Source organism: Methylibium sp. Pch-M, from assembly GCF_004136295.1.
GTDB classification, from domain to species: Bacteria; Pseudomonadota; Gammaproteobacteria; order Burkholderiales; family Burkholderiaceae_C; genus Methylibium; species Methylibium petroleiphilum.
The window spans coordinates 2,816,117-2,839,420 of record NZ_CP029606.1 but is presented as its reverse complement, the minus strand read 5'-3'; the positions used below and the strand labels follow the sequence as shown (position 1 = coordinate 2,839,420).

Sequence of the window (23,304 nt, the reverse complement as noted above, 5' to 3'; positions counted from 1 at the left end):
CTCGTTGTAGGTCAAAGATCGAGTTCCAGGATCGTTCCACCGGCCCCCACCGCCACCAGGCGCCGCTTGCCGCCGCTGCCTTCGCTCGCGGCGAGCGCCTGGTACCAGGCGTTGCGCACGAGCTTGGAGTTCAGCGGGCTCCAGGTGGCCCCGCCGTCGCGGCTGAGGACCACGGCGTTGATGCCGCTGGCGAGCACTTCGCCCTGGGCCGTGGCGTGCACGCCGGTCAGGATGGCGCCGGTGCCGGTCTTGTGCGAGACCCAGGTGGCGCCGCCGTCGGCGCTGCTGAGCAGCGCGCCGCTCTGGCCGCTGGCGTACATCTTCTTGCCGCCTTCGACGACGGACAGGCCGAACAGGGAGCGTTCGCCCTTGTGCAGGGCTTTCCATTGCTGGCCGTCGCTGCTGCGCAGGACGAGTTCGAATTCGCCCACCGCGGTGACGCTGCCGTCTTCGGCGACGTGGATGTCGTAGAGGTGGGGTTCGGCTCCGTCGTCGGTGATGCCGCTCCAGTCGACGGTCTGCACGGCCCAGGACTGGCCCCAGTCGGTGGACTTGAGGATGGTGCCGAAGGCGCCCACGGCGTAGGCCAGGCCTTGGCGGGTGACGTCGACGGCGAGCAGGCGCGACTTGGTCATGGAGGGCGCAGCCTTCCAGGTCTTGCAGTCGGCCGCCGCATACACCAGGCCGGTCTGGCCGACGGCGATGCATTTGCCTTCGCGCATCGCCACGGCCATCAGCGCCAGGTGCTTCATCGGGAAGGGCTGGACTTGCCAGCTCGCCCCGCCGTCGGCCGTGGCCAGCACGTTGCCGAACGCCCCCACCGCGATGCCCCGCTCCCCTTCGAACACCACGTCGTACAAGGCATCGTGCGCCGTGCCGTGGCGCAGAAGCTTGGCGCTGCCGATGGGTGCAGCGGCTGCCACCGCAGCGGCCGGTGCCGGAGCGGCCGGTGCTGCGGCAGCCGCCGAGGCGGCGCCGTCGGCGGCTTGCGCCGCTCCCGTGACCGCCCCCCCGCACAGCAGCGCGGCGGCGGCCGCGAGCCGGGCGAGCCCTGCGGCAGACCGAGCCCGGCCGCCGCGAGCGGTGGACCGCTCGTGTTGCTGACGCTCGGGCATGTTCAGGTCCCCAGCCGCTGCAGCGCCTGCTCGGTCATGAACTTCTCGATCATGCCCGGATTGTCGTAGCCCGACTGGTAGCCGCCGGTGATGCTCTTGGCCTGCACGAAGCGCGTCATGCGACCGTCCTGCACGTTGTGCGACATCACCGCCGTCCACGACCAGTGCGTCTTGCCGCTGCTGTCGACGTACTTCTTGTCGCCCTTCTCGTAGAAGCTGTACTGCGGCTCGAAGGACTTGAACAGCTCACCACGACGGTCGTAGGTGACGTAGGCCACGTACATCTGATTGCGCACGTCCATCCACACGCGCTTCTTGCCCACCGGCGCGCGGGGATAGCCCGTCGGCTCGGCTTCGAAGATCACGACGTCGGGGCACAGCTCCATGCTGGTCTCGAGGAAGGTCTGGCCCTTCGGCCCGCCGTGCACCGGACGTTCCCAGTTCGGGTGATCGCCGTACCAGGTCTGCGACACCGCGCCCAGGAAGGGGCCACGGCCGATGATCTTGTAGTTGCCCCAGGTCAGCATCGGGTCGCCGGCCGCCCAGGCATCCGACAGGTACAGGTTGGAGCCGGCCACCAGCGGCTCGAAGCGCTGGTTGGTCGGGAACTTGCGCACGCGCTTGAAGGCGGGCAGGTAGCCGACGAGGTCGGGGAACTTGCGCTGGTCGTAGTACCAGGTGCTCAGGTAGCCCGTGCCCTTCACGTCGACAGGCGAGGTGAAGAACACCGACTGGTAGCGCAGCTTGTCCTCGGCGCCGGGGAAGGTCTTGCCGTCCACGCGGGCCAGCGTGTTCTCTTCCACCCAGGCGAAGTCGTACTGGTAGCTCAGCGAGCCGTCCGGCGCCACTTCCTGGTCCTTGATGCAGTAGATCGAGTTGTCGTGGCGGCCCCAGCACAGCGTGAGGTTCGCGGCGGACTCGATGCCGGTCTTGGCGTCCGGGAAGGGGTTGCCGCCGGCCCAGGGCTTGCCGTCGGCGGTGACGACGTTGCCGCCCGAATCGAACTTCGCCTTGCCCTGGTTCTTCAGCGTGGCCTCGAGGTACTGGTGCGGATACATCCGCGTCACGTCCTTCGTGGTCGGCACGATCTTGATCTTGCGGCCCAGCGTCTTGACCTGCTGGTACGCGACCGGATCGAGCAGTTCCTTGACGATGTCGACGTTCTCGGCGGTGATGAAGTCACCGGTCTTGATCTTGCCCTTGGACCAGGCGTCGATCGACATCAGCTCGTCCGGGTAGGCCTTGGTGATGTCCGCGGAGTTCGCGATCATCGGCCACAGCGGCCCCAGCACCCCGGCCGTCGCAATGCCCTTGGCGGCCTGCTCCATGAAGAAGCGTCGGCTGTAGTCGTGGTCGTACTTTCTGATATGCATGGTTGTCTCCTACTTCGTTGTCGACAATTCGCAGTCCCCACCCAGCGGGGGGCGGCGCACTCTCACAGGGCTCAGGCAGGCACCGCCGTCTGAGGCTTCTTCTCCAGGGATTCGGACAGGGCCGACATGTCGCTGTCGAGGAACTTGGGCTTGATCAGGTACACCAGCAGCGGCAGCAGCACCAGCGCCAGCACCATGTTGATGAGCATCAGGATCACCAGCAGCAGCCCGGTGTCGGAGAGGAACTTGAGCTCCGACAGGAAGTACCACGGCGCCAGCCCGATCGTCATCAGCGAGGCGGTGAAGAAGATGGCCTTGCCGCAGGTCTTGAGCGCCACCCGGATCGCCACGCCCAGGTCCTTGTTGGCCACCTGGTATTCCTCGCAGATGCGCGTCATGAGGTAGATGCCGTAGTCGATGCCGACCCCGATGCCGATGGCCAGGATGGGCAGCGAGTTGACGTCCAGGCCGACGCCGGCGAGCGACATCGACGCGGTGAGCATGGCGTTGGCCAGGTTCACCGGGATGAGCAGCAGCAGGCCCGCGACGATGGAGCGGTAGGCGAGCGAGCAGCCGATCAGGATGACGAGGTTGAGCGCCAGCAGGATGCGGCTTTCGTAGCGCACCACGGTGTCGTTGATGGATTGCTGCAGCGCAATGGCCCCGGAGGCCAGCCGGATGGTGAAGGTGGGGTGCTCGGGGCCGACCTTCTCGACGCAGGCTCGGGCCTGGGCCAGCGCGGTGTCCACCGTCTCCTGCTTGTTGTTGGAGTACCAGAGCGAGACGGTGCCGTTCTTCTGTTCGAAGTCGGTGACGTGCAGGAAGGCCTTGGCGTTGGTGCCGGCCATCAGGCCGGTGACGGCGGCCGAGGCGGAGGCGTCGTCGTTGTCGAGCGGCGACCACTTGGGGTTGCCGCCGCTGAAGACGCGGTTGGCTTCGGGCGCGAGGTCGGCGAAGGACAGGGTGGCCGTGGGCGGGTTGGGGCTGCTCTCCAGGCAGTGCTGGAGGTCGCGCATCGTGGTGAGGGTGTCGCTCTGGCGCACGATGCGGGCGTTGCCCTTGCCTTCGAACACGACTTCCATGGTCATGGAGCCGGGGAAGTGCTGGTTGATCTCGCGCACGGCGAGGTTGAACTTGGAGTCGTAGCGCAGCAGGTTGGTGCCTTCGACGGGGTTGCCGACCTGCACGCGCAGCATGAGGAAGACGGCGACGATGCCCAGGACGATGAAGACGATGCCGGTGTAGCGGGCGTTGCGCCCGGTGGAGAGGGCAGCGAAGCCGCCGAGCGTGCCCTGGATGCCGCGTTGGACGGGGCCGCTGTGCTGGTCGGTGCCGAGCAGGTGCTCGATGTTGTTCGGCCTCGGCATGAGGCTGAGCAGGATGGGGGTGAGGAAGACGCTGCAGGGGACGAGGTTCAGGGCCCACAGGCCGGTGAAGAGGGCGAAGCGCTCCATGGCCGGGATGGGCGCGAGGGCGACGAGCAGGAGGCCGGCGACGTCGGTGAAGATGCCCAGGGTGCCGGGGTAGACGAGGGAGACGAGGGAGAGTTCGGCGGCCTTCTCCTTGGGGTGGCCGTCGTGCAGGAGTTCGAAGTAGCGCTCGGTGGCCTGCACGCAGTGGCTGAAGCAGCGGGCGATGAGCAGCAGCGGCACGACCATGAGCAGGGGCTCGACGGGCAGGCCGAGCCAGCCGACGAGGCCGAAGCCCCAGATGGCCGAGACGGCGCTGACGAGCACGGGCACGAGGATGCCGGCGACGTTGCGCATGTGGAAGGCGAGCACGCCGAACATCAGGATCAGGGTGATCGCGAAGATCTCGAGGGTGTTGTCGCCGAAGGCGTAGATCCACCCGGTCATGACGGGGAAGCCGGCGGCGTGGATCTCGTGCGCGGCGTCGGTCTCGTTCTTGACGATGGCCTGGACGGCGTCGAAGACCTTGTGGTAGTCGACGGATTGCTCGATGAAGGTGGCGTTGACGATGGTGGCGGTGCCGTCGGAGGACACGAGGAAGGTGTTGGCTCCGGGGGATTCGTCGACGCGGCGGCGGATCTCGGCGAGCTGCTCGGCCGTCTTGGGCAGCTCGTCGTCCATGATGGGCTGCGAGAAGATGCCGTCAGGGGTGATGACGGTGTAGCGCGCCTTGGAGGTGGCGATGGAGAGGATCTGGTCGTGGTCGACCCCGGGCGTCAAGTCGATGTCGCGCGAGATGCGCCAGATCTTCTCGAGCGTGTCGGCCTGGAACACGTCCTTGCCATCGACCCGCTTGATCATCAGCGTGACGGTCAGCGGGTTGCCGAAGTTGGGGTGGTCCTTGTAGACCTGCACGAAGGGGTGGTTCTTCGGGAACAGGTCCGAGAAGATGGTCTTCACGTCCACGCGCACCAGACCCACCGCGAAGAACGCCGTGATCAGCCCCATCACCACCAGGATCGCCCACCGGTTCCCCAGTGCAAATCGCGCCAGCTTGCGTCGCAGGTCAATCTTTTCCATCAGGCACCCAGGTCTCTTGATATCAGTTGTTTATGTCGAACCGCCACGAACCGAACGTGCATGCGGGCCTCCACCGCCCGCTTTTCGATCGAGCAATTAGAGAGGCAGTGGGGGGCACGGCGACCCACCCGAGCGGGTAGTTTCTGCAGCGTCTCGGCGTTCATCCCACAAGCGTTTTCACGGGGGTGTGCGGCTACTGCGCGGTGTAGCCGCCGTCGATGACGAGCTCGCTGCCCGTCATGAACGAGGACTCGTCGGAGCCCAGGTAGAGCACGCCGTAGGCGATGTCGTCGGGTTCACCCATCCGCCCGATCGGGTGCATCTTCGAGATCACCTGGCGCCCACCTTCGACATCGCCGAGGCTGGTCAGATAGCCTTCGACCATCGGCGTCCAGATGTAGCCTGGATGGATGGTGTTAACCCGGATGCGGTAGCCCGCCTGCGCGCAATGCAGCGCCGCCGACTTCGAGAAGATGCGGACGCCGCCCTTGCTGGCGTTGTAGGCCGCGAGCTTGGGGTCGGCGACGATGCCCTCGATCGACGAGATGTTGATGATCGAGCCCGTGCCGGGCCCGTCCTTCATCGCGCGGATCGCGTGCTTGGTGCCGAGGAAGACGCCGTCGAGGTTGACGGACATCAGGCGGCGCCAGGCCTCCAGCGTCTCGTCCTCGGCGCTGCCGGCGGTGCCGAGGCCGGCGTTGTTGACGACGATGTTCAGGCCGCCGAACTGCGCGCGGGACTTCTCGACCACCTCGACCCAGCGGCTCTCGTCGGTCACGTCCTGCGTGAGGAACAGCGCCTTGCCGCCGGCGCGCTCGATCTCCTTCGCCACCGCGGCGCCCTGCGCCTCGTCCACGTCGGTCAGCACCACGCGGGCGCCTTCGCGCGCCAGCATCAGTGCGCTGGCCCGGCCGATGCCCTTGGCGCCACCGGTCACCAGCGCCACCTTGTTGTCCACACGTCCCATGTCCTGATCTCCTGTTCGTTGTCGTGTGCGCCGCGCCGCCGTCAGACCGCGGTGTAGCCGCCGTCGACCACGAACTCGGCGCCGGTCACCCACTTCGCGGCGTCGGAGGCGAGGTAGAGCGCGGCCGAGGCCACGTCCTCGGGCGCGCCGCAGCGGCCCATCGGGATCGCCGTCTCGAAGGCGGTCTGCGCCGCCGCCAGGTCGGGCATGATCTTCAGGTCGACGAAGTGCTGGAACAGATCGCGCCCCATTGCGGTCCACACCACGCCGGGGTGGATGGAGTTGCAGCGGATGCCGAGCTTGAGCTGCCCGCACTCGACGGCGACCGACTTCGTCAACAGCCGCACCGCGCCCTTGGACGCGCAGTAGTTGCTCAGGCCGATGCAGCCCACCAGGCCGGCGACCGAGGACAGGTTGATGATCGAGCCGCCCTGCCCGGCCGCGCCGCCCGGCCGCATCGCGCGGATCGCGTGCTTGCAGCCGAGGAAGACGCCGGTCACGTTGACGTCCTGCACCTTGCGGAATTCCTCGACCGTGGTCTCGGTGATGAACTGCAGGCGCTCGATACCCGCGTTGTTGACGAGGACATGCAGGCCGCCGAGCCGCTCGATCGTGACGGCGATCGCGGCCTCCCACTGCGCCTCGTCGGTGGTGTCGAGCCGGAAGAAGTCGGCCTGGCCACCGGCGGCGCGGATCTCGGCCACCGTCTCGCGACCCTGCGGCTCCAGCACGTCGGTGACCATCACGCGCGCACCGGCACCGGCCAGCGCCCGCGCCATCTCGGCACCGAGGCCGCGCGCCGCGCCGCTGATCAGCGCGACCTTGCCGTCCACGCGGTAGGCCTTGCCGTAGTCGATGGGAGCCGGGGTGCTGGCGCGGCTGTCGGTCATTGGGGGTCTCCTGGTTCTTGTCGGTGCGGGCATCGGCCCGACCGGAGGCATGGGCGCGACTCGCGGCGCAGCGCGAGCACAGGGCGAGGCCGGATGATTGCGGCGCCCTCCCCCACCGTCACTACCCGGCGGGGTAGTTCGCGCGCGCCGCTCCCGCGGGGAAACCCAGGGTCGCGCGTCGCGGACGCGACACCCGCCGGCCGCCTGACGCCGCACACGCCGCGTCAGGCGGCCGGCGTGCACCCCATCAGTGCGGCCACTGCGGCGATCACCGCCTCGGGCCGGTCGCGGTGCGGCGAATGGCCGCAGCGCGGCAGCTCCAGCAGTCGCGTCTGCGGCACGCGCCGTGCGATGCCGCGGACCTGCTCCAGCGTGCCGTACTCGTCGTCCTGCCCCTGCACCGCGAGCAGCGGGCAGCGGATCGCCGCGATCTCGGCCTCGATGCTCCATTGCCGGAACGACGGATGCAGCCAGATGCGGTTCCAGCCCCAGAAGGCCGAATCGACGTCGTCGTGGTGGCGGGCCAGCTTCTGCGGCAGCTCGGTCGTCATGAAACTGCGACGCGTCTGCTCGATGCCCGCGACCGTGATGTCCTCGACGAGGATGTGCGGTGCCAGCACCGCCAGCCCCGCCACCGACGCCGGAAAACGCGCGGCATGCAGCAGCGCGATCGAGCCGCCGTCGCTGTGCCCGAACAGCCACACCGGCTCGTCGATGGCCAGCGCGGCGAAGAGCGCCGGCAGCACCTCGTGTGCCTGGCGGTGCAGGAAGTCCACGTCCCAGGCCTCGTCGGCCGCGCGCGGCGTGGAGCGGCCGTAACCGGGCCGCGAGTACACCAGGCCGCGCACGCCGACGGCCTGGCACAGCCGCTGCGGGAACTCGCGCCACATCGACACCGAGCCCAGGCCTTCATGCAGGAACACCAGCAGCGGCGCGGCGCGGTGTTCGCAGCCGATCCAGCGGTACTCGATGCGCACGTCGCGGTCGCGCCACGTGATCGACGCGAAGCCGTCGCGGACGGCATCGGGATGGGCGGGCGGCGGAGAGTTCACGGCGTGGGGTCCGGTCAGGCCGCGGGTCGATCGCGCGCGATGCCGGGACGCGACCGATGCTACCCCGCCGGCACGAGAACGCGATCGCGGCGACACTGCGCCGCGAAGGCCGCCCGCACTTCGCGTGCCGACCGCGAGGACCGGAAAGGAGAACCCGCCGTGAACACAGTGAGCATCGACGTGACGTCCTCCGGGGTGGCGCGCGTGGAGATGGCCCGACCGCAGGTGTTCAACGCCTTCGACGAGGCGATGATCGGCGAGCTCGACGCCGCCTATGCCCGGCTCGCGGCCGACCCGCAGGTGCGCGTGATCGTGCTGGCCGGCCAGGGCAAGGCCTTCTCGGCCGGCGCCGACCTGGCCTGGATGCAGCGTGCCAGCGCGGCCACGCAGGACTGGAACCTGGCCGACGCAAGGCGCTTCGCGGCGATGCTCGACCGCGTTGCCGCCTGCCCGCAACCCACGATCGCACGCGTGCACGGCGTGGCGCTGGGCGGCGGTGTCGGGCTGGTGTGCGCCTGCGACCTCGCGGTGGCCAGCGAGGACGCGACGTTCGCCGTCAGCGAGGCCCGCTTCGGCATCCTGCCGTCGGTGATCGGGCCCTATCTCACCAACGCGGTCGGCAAGCGCCAGGCGAAGCGGCTGGCGCTGACGGCCACACGGATCGGCGCCGCCGAGGCCCGCGAGCTGGGCCTGGTGCAGCAGGTGGTGGCGCCCGCCGCGCTGGATGCGGCGGTCGACGCGCTCGCGGCCGAGCTGCTGCAGAACGGTCCGTGCGCGCAGGCGGAGATCAAGGCGCTGTTCGGCCGCCTCGAGGTCGGCGCCATCACCGCCGAGGTGCGCGAGCTGACGGCGCAGACCATCAGCCGCGTGCGCCTGGGCGACGAGGCGCGCGAAGGCTTTGCCGCCTTCTTCGCGAAGCGCCCGCCGCCGTGGGCGAAGGGGCCGGCATGAGGCGCGCGCTCGACACGCAGTCGCCGGTGTGCGTGATCGGCGCGGGCATCATGGGCGCCGGCATCGCGCAGGTGGCGGCCCAGGCCGGGCACCCGGTGCAGCTGCATGACGCCCGCGACGGCGCGGCGCTCGCCGCATGGCGCCGGCTCGCCGCCGGCCTGGACGCGCTGGTGGCGAAGGGTCGCCTGAGCGCGGAGGCGGCGCAGGCCACGCTGGCGCGCATCACCCCGGCCACGTCGATCGACGCGGCGGCCGGCGCCCGGCTGGTGGTCGAGGCCATCGTCGAGCAGGCCGAGGCCAAGCGCGCGCTGTTCGCGCAACTCGAGGCGATCGTCGACGCCGACTGCGTGCTGGCGTCCAACACCTCGTCGATCTCGATCACCGCGCTGGCGCGCGACCTGCGGCACCCGGGGCGCTGCGTCGGCCTGCACTTCTTCAACCCGGTGCCTGTGATGAAGCTGGTGGAGGTGGTCTCCGGCCTGCGCACCGAGCCGGCCGTGGCGCAGGCCGTGTTCGCGCTCAGCGAGCGCTGGCGCAAGACACCGGTGCACGCCCGCTCGACGCCGGGCTTCATCGTCAACCGCATCGCGCGGCCCTACTACGCCGAGACGCTGGCGCTGCTGCAGGAGCGTGCGGCCGAGCCGGCCGTGCTCGACGCCTGCCTGCGCGGCGCGGGCTTCCGCATGGGGCCCTGCGAGCTGATGGACCTGATCGGCCACGACACCAACTTCGCGGTGACCGCCTCGGTCCACGACGCCAACTTCGGCGACCGGCGCTACGCGCCCTCGCTGGTGCAGCGCGAGCTGGTCGACGGCGGCCTGCTCGGCCGCAAGTCGGGGCGCGGCTTCTACGACCACGCCGAGCGCGCGGCGCCGGGCCCGGCCGCGCACCCCGCCGCGCCGGCACCCGCGCTGCCGCCGGCGGCGCGCTGTCGGGTGCACGGCCACGGCGCGCTGGTCGAGCGCTGGCTCGACGGCCTGGCGCGCGAGGGCCGGCCCTTCGAGCGGCTGGCAGAGAGCCCCTGGAACGGACTCGAACTCGACGGCGCCCAGCTGCGCCAGACCGACGGCCGGCTGGCCGCGCAGGTGGCCGCCGAGGACGCGGTGAGCGACCTCGCGCTGTACGACCGCACAAGCGGCACGCCGGCCGCCGACGGCGACGCTGCGCTCGCCTGGAGCGCCAGCGGCAACGCGAGCGTGGCCTGGCAGGCGCGCGCCGCACAGTGCCTGCAGGCCGCCGGCCGGCAGCCGCAGCGGTTGCGCGACGTGCCGGGCCTGGTGGTGGCGCGCACGCTGGCGATGCTGATCAACGAGGCGTCCGACGCGGTGCTGCAGGGCGTGTGCAGCGCGGCGGACGCCGACTTGGCGATGAAGCTCGGCGTCAACTACCCGGCCGGCCCGTTCGAATGGCTGGCAGGCTGGGATGCGCGCCAGGTGGTCGCGCTGCTCGACCGCCTGGACACCCACTACCGCGGCGAGCGCTACCGTGCGAGCCCCGCGCTGCGCGAACAGGCCTGGCTGCAGGAAGCGACCGCGCCCTGAGCGCCCGGCATCGACGAACCCTCCCCTTGCCTCTCATCATGACCCGTGACGCCTACCTCTGCGACGCGCTGCGTACCCCGTTCGGCCGCTACGGCGGCGCCCTGTCCGGCGTGCGTGCCGACGACCTGGCCGCGGTGCCGCTCGCGGCCCTGATGGCCCGCAACCCGCGGGTCGACTGGCAGGCCGTCGACGACGTGGTGCTGGGCTGCGCCAACCAGGCCGGCGAGGACAACCGCAACGTGGCGCGCATGGCCAGCCTGCTGGCCGGGCTGCCGGTGGAGGTGCCGGGCAGTACCGTCAACCGCCTGTGTGGCTCCGGCATGGACGCGGTGGGCACGGCCGCACGCGCCATCCGCAGCGGCGAGGCCAGTCTGATGCTGGCCGGCGGCGTGGAGAGCATGAGCCGTGCGCCCTTCGTGATGCCCAAGGCCGACAACGCCTGGTCGCGCAGCGCCGCGATCCACGACACCACACTGGGCTGGCGCTTTGTCAACCCGCGCATGCAGGCGCTGCACGGCACCGACTCGATGCCGGAGACGGCCGAGAACGTGGCCGCCGAATTCGGCATCGAGCGCGAGGCGCAGGACCGCATGGCGCTGGCCTCGCAGCGCAAGGCGGTAGCGGCACAGCAGCGCGGCTTCTTCGACGCCGAGATCACTTCGGTGACGGTGCCGCAGCGCAAGGGCGAGCCCCTGGTCGTCGCGAAGGACGAGCACCCGCGCGAGACCCGCCTCGAGGCGCTGGCCCGCCTGAAGGGCGTGGTGCGTCCCGACGGCACGGTGACGGCCGGCAACGCCTCGGGCCTCAACGACGGCGCCTGCGCGCTGCTGCTGGCCGACGAGGAAGGCGCGGCCCGGTACGGCCTCACGCCGCGCGCACGCGTGGTGGGCATGGCCACAGCCGGCGTCGCGCCGCGCCTCATGGGCATCGGCCCGGTGCCGGCCTCGCAGCGCGTGCTGCAGCTCACCGGCCTGACGCTGGCGCAGATGGACGTGATCGAACTGAACGAGGCCTTCGCCGCCCAGGGCCTGGCGGTGCTGCGCCAGCTCGGCCTGGCCGACGACGACGCGCGCGTCAACCCGAACGGCGGCGCCATCGCGCTGGGCCACCCGCTGGGCGCCAGCGGCGCGCGGCTGATCACCACCGCGATCCACCAGCTGCACGACACCGGAGGGCGCTACGCCCTGTGCACGATGTGCATCGGGGTCGGCCAGGGCATTGCGGTGGTGCTGGAGCGGGTGTGAGCCGGGCGTGAGCGCCGCTCAGAGATCGAGCTCGAGGACCGATGAGCGTGCCCTCGAGACGCAGACCATGATGGATCGCCCGGACCGCCGCTGCTCGTCGGACAGCACGCTGTCGCGATGGTCCGGAATGCCGGACACGACCCCCGTCTGGCACGTCGCGCAGAGGCCCTCCCGGCAGGAGGACGGGACGGGCAGTCCGTGCTGCTCCAGAACGTCCAGCAGGCTGCGGTCGGCCGGCACCTCGAGCCGCCGGCCCGTGCTTCGGATCAGCACGGTGAACGGGAGCGCCTCCGAGGCCGCGGGGTCCTGCCTCGGCGTGAACCACTCGAAATGGAGCCGGCCGTCGTCCGGCGCGTGCGCCGACGCGCGCACCGCCTCCATCAGCGCCGTCGGGCCGCAGCAGTACACGTGTGCCTGCGGCGGCGTGTCCTGCAGCGCCGGCTGCGGATCGAAGTAACGCCCCGCCTCGTCGTCGACGTGCATCGTGATGCGGCCCAGGCCGCTCCAGCCTTCGAGCACCTCCCGGAACGCGGCCCGCTCGCGCGAGCGCACGCTGTAGTGCAAGCGCCAGTGCTTGCCGTGGTCCACGCACCACCGGAGCATCGACAGGATCGGCGTGATGCCGATCCCGCCCGCGATGAAGACGTAGGCCTCCGCGTCGGTCCGCAGCGGGAAGTGGTTCCGGGGCGCCGACACCTCCATGCGCTGGCCACGACCCAGGCTCTCGTGGACGTAGCGGGACCCGCCCCGGCCGTCCACCGCCAGCCCGACGCCGATGCAGTAGCGGTGCCGCTCGGCGGCACTGCTGCAGATCGAGTAGTGCCGGACCAGCCCGTTCGGCAGCGTGATCTCGAGGTGCGCCCCCGGCTCGAAGGGCGGGAGCGCCGCGCCCAGCCTGTCGCGCAGGTCCAGCACGACGACGCCTTCGGCTGCTCGCTGGATACCGAACACCTCGAGTTGCATCACCGCCTCACGCATGCACGGGGATGCTCTTGCGCTGCGCGTCCTGCTGCGCCTGGAGTTCCTGCGCCTCCTCGCGGATGAGCTTGTCCAGCACCCACAGCATCTTTCCCGGCCCGGCGTCGTGCGTGATGTTGACCAGCTTCATGTCCGGCCGCTCGCGGCGGCGGAGGTGCTGCGCCTCCAGCATGATCCGGTCCTCGGTGAACGCCTGGTCCAGCGCTCGCCCGAGCAGATCGCTCATCCCCGGGAATTCGGTCTCCTTGCTGGCGCCCCAGGAGTAGTAATAGTCCACCGAGTCCTCGTCGCAAGGCGTCACCGCCTGGCAGGTCCAGGAGTCGAGGATGAGCTGGCCGTTGGACTCCCCCTCGGTGCGGGTGCCGGCGCTGAACGCGCGGAAGCGCATGACCCAGTTGCACGGCACGGTGTGCTGGATGTCGAAGCAGATGTCGAGCTTCATGTCGGGCGGAAACAGGTGGGCGACGATCCCCGTCGGGGCGACCGAGCGCACCCAGAACAGCGTGTTCACCCCGCGCGGCGTGAGCGTGTGGGTCGGCTTGATCTGGCCGTAGGCCGGATCGCCGCCGACCGTCTTCTCGTGCACCCAGGTCAGGTGGCTGAGGTCGGCGAGGTTCTCGATCTCCCAGCGGTAGTGGGTCTCGACGTGCATCTTCGACGGCTTGATGTGCCAGTTCGGATCGCTCGGTCCGACAGCGAAGCAGATCAGGCTCTCGTCCGCCTTGACTGGATCGCCCATCCAGACCCAGACCCAGTTGTTCTTCTCCACCACCGGGAAGTGGCGGACGCAGGCACGCTCGGGGATCACCGCCTGGCCCGGGATCTCTTCGCAGCGGCCCTCGCTGTCGAACTTCATCCCGTGGTACATGCAGCGCAGCGAGTTCCCCTCCTTGCGCCCCAGCGACAGCGCGGCCTGCCGGTGCGGGCAGCGATCCTCCAGCGCGACCATGCGCCCATCCGGCCGGCGGTACAGCACCACCCGCTCGCCGGCGATCTTGCGGGCGATGATGGCGTCGCGGCCCTGGTCGAACTCGCTGTCCCAGCCCGCGCAGTACCAGGCATTCTTCAGAAACATGGGGGCCTCCTTCTTGTGGGTTTGACCGGGCCATCCTAGGAATCGCGTCATCGCCACGCACCGCCTGCGAAGGACGGTCGCCCCGGCGTTGGCGGCCCGCCCATCGACCGGGGGGCTCGCCTTTTGGGAGGGTGCCGGCCCGTCGCAGGCGGCGCATGCTCGGCACCGAGCCTGCCCCGGGGGGATTCCCCCTGGCGACGCTGTACAGGCTTTGCTCGAATGCGCCCCAGGGATTGCACTCGACGACCGCCTCGGGATCGAACCGATCTCGGTGACCCCACGATGCGCATCGACAAGCTCGCCTCCACCGTCAACACGACCAAGCTGGCCCCGCCGGGCAAGCACTCGGGCCTGCTGGTCGACCGCACGGAGCTGTGCGCCCGCATCGCGAAGCGCGCCACCCGGCCCCTGACGACCCTCGTCGCGCCGGCCGGCTACGGCAAGACCAGCCTGCTCACGCAGGTCCGGCACGAGATCGAGCGCAGCGCCGCCGCCACCGGCTGGCTCAGCGTCGACGAGGAAGACAACGACCTCGGCCGGTTCCTGCTGCACCTCGTGGAGGCCCTGCGCAGCGACGCCCCGCACGCCGGACAGGCCACGCTCGCGCTGCTGCGTTCCGGGGTCAGCCTGCCGGCCACGGTGCTCAAGACCACGCTGCTGAACGAGCTGGTCGGCATCGATCGCGACGTCTTCCTCTTCATCGACGACTTCCACCTGATCACCGACCGGTCGGTGATCGCCACGCTGCAGGCGATCCTCCTCGCGCCCCTCGAGCGCCTGCACCTGCTGGTGGCGACCCGCGACGCACGCACGCTGCCGCTGTCGCAGCTGCGGGTCCGGGGCGACCTGCTCGAGATCGGCGTCCAGGACCTCAAGTTCTCCGCGGCCGAGGTGGGCGACTTCTTCGCCCGCCAGAACGGCGTCCCGATCTCGCCCGACCTGATCGGCCTGCTGCACGGCCGGACCGAAGGCTGGGTCGCCGGCCTGCAGTTCGCCGCGATCGCGCTGCGCGACAACGACGACCCGCGTCGCTTCCTGGCCCGCTTCTCGGGACAGCACTGCAACGTCGGCGACTTCCTGGCGGACGAAGTGTTCGAGCGCCAGCCGGCGCCGGTCCAGGATTTCCTGCTCGCCACCTGCATCCTCAAGCGCTTCGACACCGGGCTCTGCAATGCGGTCACGGAAACGACGGACGGACGCGAGCACCTGGACCAGCTCGAACGCGCCAACCTGTTCGTCTTCTCGCTCGACTCCGAGAAGCAGTGGTACCGGTACCACCACCTGTTCTCCGAGTTCCTGCAGCGCCGGCTGCACGAACGCCACCCCGAGCGCTGGGTCGCGCTGCACCGGCGCGCCTGCGATTGGCTCGCGGCGCACGGACACGTGGTCGACGCCATCGAGCACGCGTTCGCCGCGCAGGACGAGCCGCTCGCCGCCCGGCTGCTGGACGCCGCCAGCGCCCACCTGTTCGCCGCGGGGCAGGTCGCCAGCATCCGCAGCTATGCGGCGCGACTGCCGGAGCCCCTGGCCGCACGCTGCCCCCAGCTCCAGCTCGACCTGGCCTGGGACTGCGAGCTGCACTGGCAGTTCCTCGAGGCGCGCCAGGCGCTCGACCACGCGCGCGCGGCCCTGGAGTCGCGGCTGCCCGCCCAGGACGCCGCGGCCCGCGCGCAGCACAAGCTCCTGATGTCGAAGCTGGCACACCGGGAAATGATGCTGTCGATGCTGAGCGACGACATCCCCGCCACGCTGGGACTCTGCCACCAGTGGCTCGCTGCGGCGACGGTGGCCGATGCCTTCATGCGCGCCTCGACCGAGACCGCGCTGATGCTGTGCCGCCGCGAGACCTACAGCGTGGACGGGGTGGCCGCCGCCGCCGAGGCCACCCATGAGATGTTCGTGAAGGGCGGTGCGGTCTACGGCACGGCGTTCCACAACAGCATCGCCGGCACCACCCTGTTCGCGGCCGGGCATCTGGCGCAGGCCGAGGACGCGTACAACCGCGGGCGCGACTGGGCGATCCGGCTGCATGGGGAGAAGTCGGCGCTGCTGGCGATGCCGTCGATGCTGCTGGCCGAACTCCACTACGAGCGCAACCAGGTCGAGGCGGCGCGCCAGCTGCTGGGCGAGAACTTCTCGATGTCGCGCGAGCTCGGCTTCGTCGACAACCTGATCGCCGGGTTCGTCACCCACGCGCGCATCGCCTTCCTGGATCGCAACCACCTGTCGGCGCAGGCCATCCTCGAGGACGCCTCGCACTACGCCGACCGCTACGACTTCGATCGGCTGCGTGCCCACATCCTCTGCGAGCGTTCGCGCCAGCTGCTGCTGCTGGGCGAGGTGCGGGAGGCCGCCAGGGTGCTCGATGCGGACAAGACCGACCCGGGTCGCTTGACGCCCGGCACCCGTGCGACCAGCACCACCGAGACCCTGGCCATCGCCCATGCGCGCCTGTTCTGCGAAACCGGCCGGGAGGCCGAAGGGCTGGCGTTGATCAAGAGCTGGCTCTCGTTCGCTCGCGGTCGCCGTTGCACGCGATCGTTCGTCCGCCTGGCCGTGCTGCTCGCCAGGCTGTCGCTGCGCAGCGGCAACCGGCCCGCCGCATTGCGCTACCTGATCGAAGGGCTCGATGCCGGTGCGCCGGGCGGCTTCGTCCGCAGCTTCCTGGACGAAGGCGAAGCCGTCATCGAACTGCTGAACCAGTTGCACCGCGGCGACCCCGGCGCGTCCACGCCGGCGCTGCAGACCGCCGGCCAGATCCTGCGCCTCGGCGGTGCCGCGGCCCTGCCGCAGCCGGGCCTCGCGGGCACCGGCACCGCGCTGCTCGAGGCCCCCGCGACGGAGCCGCTGTCCGAGCGGGAGATCGAGATCCTCCAGCTCGCCGGCAGCAGCATGCTCAACAGCGAGATCGGCGCGTCGCTCGGCCTCGCCGAGAGCACGGTGAAGTGGTACTGGCAGCGCATCTTCCTGAAGATGGGCGTGCACCGCCGCGCCCAGGCGCTCGTGCAGGCCCGCCGCATGGGGCTGCTGCGCGGCTGAACCCTCCGCCGCCCCGCCCTCCTTCGCGGACTGCCTGACGGGGCGCCCACCGGCGCACCGCCCCGGCCCGCCCGTCTTTTCGATGGGTGCCCGGTGGGCGATCCCTCGCGAGACTGTCCGCAGACGAGCCTCCAGGCTCGCTGACCGAAGGAGACATCCCGTGATCATGACCCTCAGACCGCGCCACCGCGCCCCCACGGCAGGCATCCCGCCTCGCCGATTCCACCCCCGGACCGCCGGCTTGCTGAAGCTGCTGCTGCTCACCGCCGCCTGCACGCCCTGCGTCGCCCAGGAGGTGGCGGACGAGGTGCTGAACAAGGCGTTCCACACCTACCGCGCGGGCGCACCGAGGGCCGAGGGCATCGCCCCCGGCGGCGTGATCCACAAGGGCAACGTCGAGGCCGCCAAGCCCTATCTCAACAGCGCGATGTACGAGTTCATCAAGAAGGGCGAATACGAGATGCAGGTCGGGGAGACCTTCGACTTCTCGATGCACGCCAAGTACATCGAGGCCACCCGGAAGAACGCGCTGAACGTCCGGCTCGATCCGAACGGAACGCTGAAGAACTACGTCGCGGGACGTCCGTTCCCGCAGGAGCCCGACCTCAAGGACCCGACCGCCGGCCTCAAGCTGGCCTGGAACTTCCAGTACGGCCGCGTGTGGGGCGATCTCGGCTGCATCGAGCCCTTCATCTGGGACTACAAGAGCTACGACACCGGCAAGGTGGAGCGCTCCATCGTGTTCGACAAGTTCTGCTTCAAGCGCTATGCGTTCCGCACCGTCGACGAGCCGACCCCGGAGTTCACGCCGAACCCGAGCAACCTCTACCGCGGCATCTACGTGCGCGTCAGCGCGCCGCAGGACCTGGCGAACACGCAGCTGCTGATCCAGAAGTTCAAGGACGACACCAAGCTCAGCGATGCCTACCTCTACCTCGGCTTCCAGCGGCGGGTGCGCCGGCTAGCCACCGGGCAGACGACCGACGCCTTCCTCGGTTCCGATCTGATGATCGAGGACTTCGAGGGCTACAACGGCCGCATCTCGGACATGACCTGGACGTACAAGGGTACGAAGACGCTGCTGCTGCCGTTCTGGGACCGTGCGGCGGTCAAGAGCAAGGGGCGCCAGCACAAGGCGACCGGCGAGGACGGTTCGGTGTGGGAGTACACCGGCTTCGGCGGCAAGTCCCAGTGCCACCAGGACGCACCGTTCCAGCTGCGCACGACCTACGTGATCGAGGCCACGCCGAAGGACGCCAGCCATCCGGTGAGCAAGCGCGTGTACTACATGGACGCCCAGACCGCGGAGCTCCCCATCGTCGAGATCTACGACCGGAAGGGCGAACTCTGGAAGCAGTTCGTCATCGGCTGGGTGCATGCCGACCGCGGCGCCGACCCCATCAACAAGGGCAAGGGCGCGGACATCGGCGACACCTTCTCGATGATCGACGTGCAGGCCCGGCACTGCACCACGGGATCGTTCCGCGGCAAGGTCGATCCCGGCCTGGTGCACGACGGCATCTTCAGCGTCCAGAACATGCGAGGCGGCAACTGAGATCGGCATTCCCCGATCGCGGCTCCCGAGCGAACGATTGTTGAATCTGTGGATTTTTCGAGATCCACTTGCGGACTCTTCGGAGTCCGCTTTTTTTGCCCTGCCGGGGCGAGATGTGAGTTCTTCCCACATTGACGCCCGGCTTCGCAAACTACCCCGACGGGTGGGCGCCACGCCGCGAGCCTGAGGGATCATTTCCACAACGCAGGCGCACGGTGACGACCGTGCAGCCCGCTTTCGCTGCCGCCAGCCCCGGTCACGCGCATCGCCGCGGAACGGCAGGGCCGGCGGACCCGACGACGCCGGCGCGATGCACCGTGCCGCGGCGCAATGCGGCCTTGCCGCGTCGGCGGGGCCCATTCCATCGAACACAACGGAGCTCCTCGACATGCACTCATGGAAGGCCGTCCTGCGCCATGGCGCGACCCCCCTGATCCTTGCGGCGACCCTGGCCGGCAGTCCCTGCGCATCGGCCGCGCCAGCGAACCCCGTGAACGCCGCGCGACTGGCCGCCGCGGCCCAGGAGCCCGCCAACTGGATGACGCACGGCGGCACCTACCAGGAGGCCCGCTACAGCCCGCTCGACCAGATCAACACGCGCAGCATCGCGCGGCTGAAGCTGGCCTGGTACGGCGACTTCGACACCTCGCGAGGCCAGGAGGCCACGCCCTTGGTGATCGACGGCGTGATGTACACGACCTCGAGCTGGTCGAAGGTCTACGCCTACGACGCCGCCACCGGCAAGCTGCTGTGGCGCCATGATCCGAAGGTGCCTGGCGACCGCGGTGCCGACGCCTGCTGCGACGTGGTCAACCGTGGCGTCGCCGCGTGGAACGGCAAGGTCTACGTCGGCACCCTGGACGGCCGGCTCGAGGCGCTGGACGCGAAGACCGGCAAGCTCGTGTGGTCCACCGTCACGGTGGATCAGACCCGGCCGTACACGATCACCGGCGCGCCCCGGGTGGTCAAGGGCAAGGTCCTGATCGGCAACGGCGGCGCGGAGTACGGCGTGCGCGGCTACGTCAGCGCCTACGACGCCGAGACCGGCGCGCTGGCCTGGCGCTTCTACATGACGCCGAACCCCGAGAACAAGCCCGACGGCGCGGCCTCGGACGCGATCCTGATGAGCAAGGCCTACGGCACCTGGCACGACGGGGCCTGGAAGCAGACCGGCGGTGGCGGCACGCCGTGGGATGCCATCGTCTACGACGCCGACTTCGATCAGGTGATCATCGGCACCGGCAACGGCAACCCCTGGAGCTGGGAGCACCGCTCGGGCAGCAAGGGCGACAACCTGTTCCTGGGCTCGCTCCTCGCGCTGGATGCGGAGACGGGCGCCTACAAGTGGCACTACCAGGAAACCCCGAGCGAGAACTGGGACTTCACCTCCACGCAGCCGATCATCCTGACCGAGCTGACGCTGCAGGGCCGCCAGCGCAAGGTGCTGCTCCATGCGCCGAAGAACGGCTTCTTCTACGTGGTCGACCGCAAGGACGGCGCACTGATCTCGGCCGAGCCCTTCACCACGGTCAACTGGGCGACCGGCATCGACCTGAAGACCGGCCGCCCGATCGAGGCGCCCGGCGCCCGCTACGAGCGCACGAAGAAGTCGTTCTGGGCCATGCCGGGGCCGTTCGGCTCCCACAACTGGCACCCCATGGCCTTCAGCCCGAAGACCGGCCTCACCTACATCCCGGTGCAGGACGTGCCGCTCGACTACAACTACTCGCCCGACTTCAAGTACTCGCCGCAGCGCGGCACCTGGAACACCGGCATCGAGGCCACCACCTTCGCCGGCCCCGGCAGCGAGTCGCATCGGCGCCTGCTGGCCATGCAGACGCGCGGCGCGCTGGTGGCGTGGGACGCCGTCCGGCAGAAGGAGGCCTGGCGGGTCCAGCACGGCAACCTGGCCTCGGCGGGCGTGCTGGCGACCGGCGGCAACCTGGTGTTCCAGGGCACGCCCGATGGCCGGCTGGTGGCCTACACGGCCGACACCGGCCGGCAGGTGTGGAGCTGGCAGGGCTTCGACGGCATCATCGCCGGCGCCATGACGTATGCGGTCGGAGGCGAGCAGTACGTCGCGGTCGTGGCCGGCTTCGGTGGCTCGAACGCCCTGCACGCGCCGTTCGCCATCGCACCCAAGGTGGGCCTGCACGGACGCATCCTGGCCTTCAAGCTCGACGGCCGGGCGGTGCTGCCGGACAACAGCAGACCGCTCCTGCCTCCCAATGTGCCCGCGCAGACGTGGCCGGCCGAGACCGTGTCGCGCGGCGCCGCACTGTACGGAAACTGCGCGGCCTGCCACGGCTTCGGCACCTACGCCGCCAACGTGATCCCCGATCTGCGCCGTTCACCGATGCTGTCGGTCAAGTCCGCCTGGGATGCGGTGGTCCTGGGCGGCGCGCTGGCCGACAAGGGCATGCCGAACTGGACGGGACGCATCGCCGCCGAGGACGTCGAGGCGATCCGGGCCTATGTGGTCGATCGCGCGCGTCAGCTGAGAGACGACGAGGCGGCCGCGCAGGCCGCTGCGAAGACCCGGGACCGATGAAGCTGCGGCCCGCGCGGCGCGCTCAGCGCCGTGCGGGATCGAAGTGCCGGCGCAGGCCCTGCCAGCAGCGCGCGTAGTCGGCCTGCCGCAGCGGCGAGGCCAGCGCCCGGGGTGTCGGGCGCCAGACGTGGCGCGCCTCGAACATGAAGGCCATGGTGTCGCGGATCACGTCGGGCTGCGACAGGTCGGCATGGCTCGCCTTCTCGAAGGTCTCGGCGTCGGGGCCGTGGCCGGTCATGCAGTTGTGCAGGCTCGCGCCGCCGGGCAGGAAGCCTTCGGCCTTGGCGTCGTACACGCCGTGGATCAGGCCCATGAACTCGCTGGCGACGTTGCGGTGGAACCAGGGCGGCCGGAAGGTGTCCTGCATCGCCAGGATGCGCGGCGGGAACACCACGAAGTCGAGGGCGCTGGTGCCTGGCGTGTCGGAGGCCGCATGCAGCACCAGGAAGATCGACGGGTCGGGGTGGTCGTGGCTGATCGAGCCGATGGCATTGAAGCGCCGCAGGTCGTACTTGTACGGTGCGCAGTTGCCGTGCCAGGCCACCACGTCGAGCGGCGAGTGGTCCATCGCCGCCGACCACAGCCGGCCCATGAACTTCGTGACCAGCTGGTGCGGGCCGTCCACATCTTCGTAGGCGGCCACCGGCGCGAGGAAGTCGCGCGCATGCGCCAGGCCGTTGGCGCCGATCGGTCCGAGGTCGGGCAGGCGCAACGGCGCGCCGTGGTTCTCGCACACATAGCCGCGGCCCGCGCCGTCGGGCAGCTCGACGCGAAAGCGCAGGCCGCGCGGGATGACGACGATCTCCTGCGGCTCGACCTCGAGCACGCCGAGCTCGGTGACGAAGCGGTGGCGGCCGAGCTGGGGCACGATCAGCAGCTCGCCGTCGGCGCTGCAGAAGCTGCGCTGCTGCATCGAGCGGTCGGCGGCGTAGAGATGGATCGCGGCACCGGCCTGCACGCCCGCATCGCCGTGACCGGCCCAGGTCACGAGGCCGTCGACGAAGTCGGTCGGCGCCGCCGGCAGCGGCAGCGGGTTCCAGCGCAGCGGGTCGGGCGGCGTGGCGAGCGTCGAGAAGTCGCTGACCAGCCGGCCGCCGTCGTCGTACGGCTCGAACGGCGCGTGCATCGCGGCCGGACGGATGCGGTAGAGCCAGCTGCGGCGGTTGTCGGCGCGCGGCGCGGTGAAGGCGGTGGCGCTGAACTGCTCGGCGTACAGGCCGTAGGGACAGCGCTGCGGCGAGTTGCGGCCCACCGGCAGCGCACCGGGCAGCGCCTCGCTCTCGAAGTGGTTGGCGAAGCCGCTCTGGTAGCGCAGGGGAGCGTGGTGCATCGAAATCCCGTCCTCGCCGAGCATTCTGCCTGCGGCCCTGCAGGCGCTGCGGACGGGCCGCCGGCCCCGGCGCTCAGACGGCGCAGCCGGCCTCGACCGCGGCCGGCCCCGACGGCGGCACCGGCGGCAGGATGCGGTAGCCGTAGCGCACCGCGGTCATCTCGGCCAGGATGCTGACGGCGATCTCCGGCGGGGTGCGTGCGCCGTTCTTCAGGCCCACCGGGCCGTGCAGCCGGGCGAGCGCGGCATCGTCGAGGCCGAAGTGCTGCTTCAGCCGCTCGCAGCGCTTGCGCTGGTTGGCCTGCGAGCCGATCGCGCCGACGTAGAAGGCCTCGGACTGCAGCGCCTCCATCAGGGCCAGGTCGTCGAGCTTGGGGTCGTGGGTCAGCGCGACCACCGCGGTGTGCGCGTCGGGGCGCAGCGCGGTCACGGCGTCGTCGGGCATGCCGCTCACCCGCGTGCTGCCGGCGACGGCCCAGGCGGCGGCGTACTCCTCGCGCGGGTCGCAGATCAGCACCTCGTAGTCCAGTGCCAGCGCCATCATCGCGAGGTAGTGGGTCAGCTGGCCGGCACCGATCAGCAGCAGGCGGAAACCGGGGCCCAGCGTGGTCACCAGCGTCGCGTCGTTCAACAGCAGCAGCTCGCCGGCACCGGCCGCCAGCTCGACCCGGCCATCGGCCAGGTGCAGCGTGCGCCTCACCCGGCCGCCGCGTTCCAGGCGGGCCAGCAGCTCGTCGATCGCGCTGCGCGCGGTGACCGTTTCCACCACCAGTTCCAGCGATCCGCCGCACGGAAGTCCGAAGCGCGCCGCCTCGTCACCTGTAACGCCGTAGCACACTTTTTCCGGGCGATCCGCGGCGATCGACGTGGCGCGCACGCGCTCGATCAGGTCGTCCTCGATGCAACCACCCGACACGGAGCCGGCCACCAGGCCGTCGCCGCGCACCGCGACCACCGAGCCCACGGGCCGCGGCGCGGAGCCCCAGGTGCGCGTCACCGTCGCGAGCACGACGCGATGCCCGGCTTGGCGCCAGTCGCGCACCGTCCTGAACACCTGCAGGTCGACGTTGTCCATGTTGTCCGTCCGTGGAGCGGCATCGTGAAACGCCGAGGCCACCGCGTCGACCGCGCGCTTCCCCCTATGAAACCTTTCG

General features: G+C 70.2%; 16 protein-coding genes. 6 read left to right on the top strand and 10 right to left on the bottom strand.

What is annotated here, in order from left to right; translation table 11 throughout:
• Positions 1 to 11 precede the first annotated feature (11 nt).
• The 6 genes from C1M51_RS13730 to C1M51_RS13705 form a co-directional block, all read right to left on the bottom strand.
• Entirely contained in the window at positions 12 to 1,115 is a 1,104-nt protein-coding gene (locus C1M51_RS13730; RefSeq protein ID WP_129450590.1) for a photosystem II stability/assembly factor-like protein, read from the bottom strand.
• A 2-nt stretch (positions 1,116 to 1,117) separates the two neighbouring features.
• Positions 1,118 to 2,488 carry a DUF1329 domain-containing protein gene (locus C1M51_RS13725; RefSeq protein ID WP_129450588.1) on the bottom strand — a complete coding sequence of 457 codons (1,371 nt, stop codon included), beginning with the start codon at positions 2,486 to 2,488 and terminating at the stop codon, positions 1,118 to 1,120.
• A gap of 71 nt (positions 2,489 to 2,559) precedes the next feature.
• Complete coding sequence (locus C1M51_RS13720) at positions 2,560 to 4,977, bottom strand: RND family transporter (RefSeq protein ID WP_129450586.1); 2,418 nt, start codon at positions 4,975 to 4,977, stop codon at positions 2,560 to 2,562.
• A 193-nt stretch (positions 4,978 to 5,170) separates the two neighbouring features.
• Positions 5,171 to 5,944: a glucose 1-dehydrogenase gene (locus C1M51_RS13715; RefSeq protein WP_129450584.1), complete on the bottom strand. Its 774-nt coding sequence runs from the start codon at positions 5,942 to 5,944 to the stop codon at positions 5,171 to 5,173.
• A gap of 41 nt (positions 5,945 to 5,985) precedes the next feature.
• Entirely contained in the window at positions 5,986 to 6,834 is an 849-nt protein-coding gene (locus C1M51_RS13710; protein ID WP_129450582.1) for a glucose 1-dehydrogenase, read from the bottom strand.
• Positions 6,835 to 7,058: 224 nt separating this feature from the next.
• The gene (locus C1M51_RS13705; protein WP_129450580.1) at positions 7,059 to 7,886 is read right to left on the bottom strand and encodes an alpha/beta fold hydrolase; all 828 of its coding nucleotides are present in this window, start codon (positions 7,884 to 7,886) and stop codon (positions 7,059 to 7,061) included.
• Positions 7,887 to 8,096: 210 nt separating this feature from the next.
• On the opposite strand from C1M51_RS13705, the gene C1M51_RS13700 reads away from it, so the two are divergent.
• The 3 genes from C1M51_RS13700 to pcaF are packed head-to-tail and all read left to right on the top strand — an operon-like array spanning position 8,097 to position 11,622.
• The gene (locus C1M51_RS13700; RefSeq protein ID WP_409072633.1) at positions 8,097 to 8,837 is read left to right on the top strand and encodes an enoyl-CoA hydratase-related protein; all 741 of its coding nucleotides are present in this window, start codon (positions 8,097 to 8,099) and stop codon (positions 8,835 to 8,837) included.
• Positions 8,834 to 10,378, top strand: coding sequence for a 3-hydroxyacyl-CoA dehydrogenase (locus C1M51_RS13695; RefSeq protein WP_129450577.1), 1,545 nt, complete (start codon positions 8,834 to 8,836; stop codon positions 10,376 to 10,378). Before C1M51_RS13700 ends, C1M51_RS13695 begins: the two co-directional genes overlap by 4 nt.
• Before the next feature lie 38 nt (positions 10,379 to 10,416).
• Positions 10,417 to 11,622, top strand: coding sequence for a 3-oxoadipyl-CoA thiolase (gene pcaF, locus C1M51_RS13690; RefSeq protein WP_129450575.1), 1,206 nt, complete (start codon positions 10,417 to 10,419; stop codon positions 11,620 to 11,622).
• Between the two features lie 18 nt (positions 11,623 to 11,640).
• On the opposite strand, the gene C1M51_RS13685 is transcribed toward pcaF, so the two are convergent.
• Together C1M51_RS13685 and C1M51_RS13680 are read right to left on the bottom strand one after the other, a co-directional pair.
• Positions 11,641 to 12,600, bottom strand: a complete 960-nt coding sequence (locus tag C1M51_RS13685; RefSeq protein ID WP_242499720.1) for a PDR/VanB family oxidoreductase — start codon at positions 12,598 to 12,600, stop codon at positions 11,641 to 11,643.
• Entirely contained in the window at positions 12,593 to 13,675 is a 1,083-nt protein-coding gene (locus tag C1M51_RS13680) for an aromatic ring-hydroxylating dioxygenase subunit alpha (protein ID WP_129450573.1), read from the bottom strand. Before C1M51_RS13680 ends, C1M51_RS13685 begins: the two co-directional genes overlap by 8 nt.
• A 282-nt stretch (positions 13,676 to 13,957) precedes the next feature.
• On the opposite strand from C1M51_RS13680, the gene C1M51_RS13675 reads away from it, so the two are divergent.
• The 3 genes from C1M51_RS13675 (at position 13,958) to C1M51_RS13665 (ending at position 20,820) form a co-directional block, all read left to right on the top strand.
• Positions 13,958 to 16,714, top strand: coding sequence for a LuxR C-terminal-related transcriptional regulator (locus tag C1M51_RS13675; protein ID WP_129450571.1), 2,757 nt, complete (start codon positions 13,958 to 13,960; stop codon positions 16,712 to 16,714).
• 241 nt (positions 16,715 to 16,955) lie between these two features.
• Entirely contained in the window at positions 16,956 to 18,269 is a 1,314-nt protein-coding gene (locus tag C1M51_RS13670; RefSeq protein ID WP_207207753.1) for a DUF1329 domain-containing protein, read from the top strand.
• Positions 18,270 to 18,759: 490 nt separating this feature from the next.
• Complete coding sequence (locus C1M51_RS13665; protein WP_242499711.1) at positions 18,760 to 20,820, top strand: PQQ-dependent dehydrogenase, methanol/ethanol family; 2,061 nt, start codon at positions 18,760 to 18,762, stop codon at positions 20,818 to 20,820.
• 22 nt (positions 20,821 to 20,842) lie between these two features.
• On the opposite strand, the gene hmgA is transcribed toward C1M51_RS13665, so the two are convergent.
• Together hmgA and C1M51_RS13655 are read right to left on the bottom strand one after the other, a co-directional pair.
• Positions 20,843 to 22,150, bottom strand: a complete 1,308-nt coding sequence (gene hmgA / locus C1M51_RS13660) for a homogentisate 1,2-dioxygenase (protein WP_129450567.1) — start codon at positions 22,148 to 22,150, stop codon at positions 20,843 to 20,845.
• A 73-nt stretch (positions 22,151 to 22,223) separates the two neighbouring features.
• Positions 22,224 to 23,225 (bottom strand): XdhC family protein, encoded by a 1,002-nt coding sequence (locus C1M51_RS13655; RefSeq protein ID WP_129450565.1) that lies wholly within the window; start codon positions 23,223 to 23,225, stop codon positions 22,224 to 22,226.
• Between the last annotated feature and the right edge of the window lie 79 nt (positions 23,226 to 23,304).

Excerpts from the sequence above, each read along its gene's own strand:
- C1M51_RS13655 (WP_129450565.1), bottom strand. The coding sequence starts at position 23,225 with ATGGACAACGTCGACCTGCAGGTGTTCAGGACGGTGCGCGACTGGCGC.
- hmgA (WP_129450567.1), bottom strand. The coding sequence starts at position 22,150 with ATGCACCACGCTCCCCTGCGCTACCAGAGCGGCTTCGCCAACCACTTC.
- C1M51_RS13685 (WP_242499720.1), bottom strand. The coding sequence starts at position 12,600 with ATGCGTGAGGCGGTGATGCAACTCGAGGTGTTCGGTATCCAGCGAGCA.
- C1M51_RS13725 (WP_129450588.1), bottom strand. The coding sequence starts at position 2,488 with ATGCATATCAGAAAGTACGACCACGACTACAGCCGACGCTTCTTCATG.
- C1M51_RS13720 (WP_129450586.1), bottom strand. The coding sequence starts at position 4,977 with ATGGAAAAGATTGACCTGCGACGCAAGCTGGCGCGATTTGCACTGGGG.
- C1M51_RS13680 (WP_129450573.1), bottom strand. The coding sequence starts at position 13,675 with ATGTTTCTGAAGAATGCCTGGTACTGCGCGGGCTGGGACAGCGAGTTC.
- C1M51_RS13730 (WP_129450590.1), bottom strand. The coding sequence starts at position 1,115 with ATGCCCGAGCGTCAGCAACACGAGCGGTCCACCGCTCGCGGCGGCCGG.
- C1M51_RS13675 (WP_129450571.1), top strand. The coding sequence starts at position 13,958 with ATGCGCATCGACAAGCTCGCCTCCACCGTCAACACGACCAAGCTGGCC.
- C1M51_RS13695 (WP_129450577.1), top strand. The coding sequence starts at position 8,834 with ATGAGGCGCGCGCTCGACACGCAGTCGCCGGTGTGCGTGATCGGCGCG.
- pcaF (WP_129450575.1), top strand. The coding sequence starts at position 10,417 with ATGACCCGTGACGCCTACCTCTGCGACGCGCTGCGTACCCCGTTCGGC.
- C1M51_RS13715 (WP_129450584.1), bottom strand. The coding sequence starts at position 5,944 with ATGGGACGTGTGGACAACAAGGTGGCGCTGGTGACCGGTGGCGCCAAG.
- C1M51_RS13710 (WP_129450582.1), bottom strand. The coding sequence starts at position 6,834 with ATGACCGACAGCCGCGCCAGCACCCCGGCTCCCATCGACTACGGCAAG.
- C1M51_RS13700 (WP_409072633.1), top strand. The coding sequence starts at position 8,097 with ATGGCCCGACCGCAGGTGTTCAACGCCTTCGACGAGGCGATGATCGGC.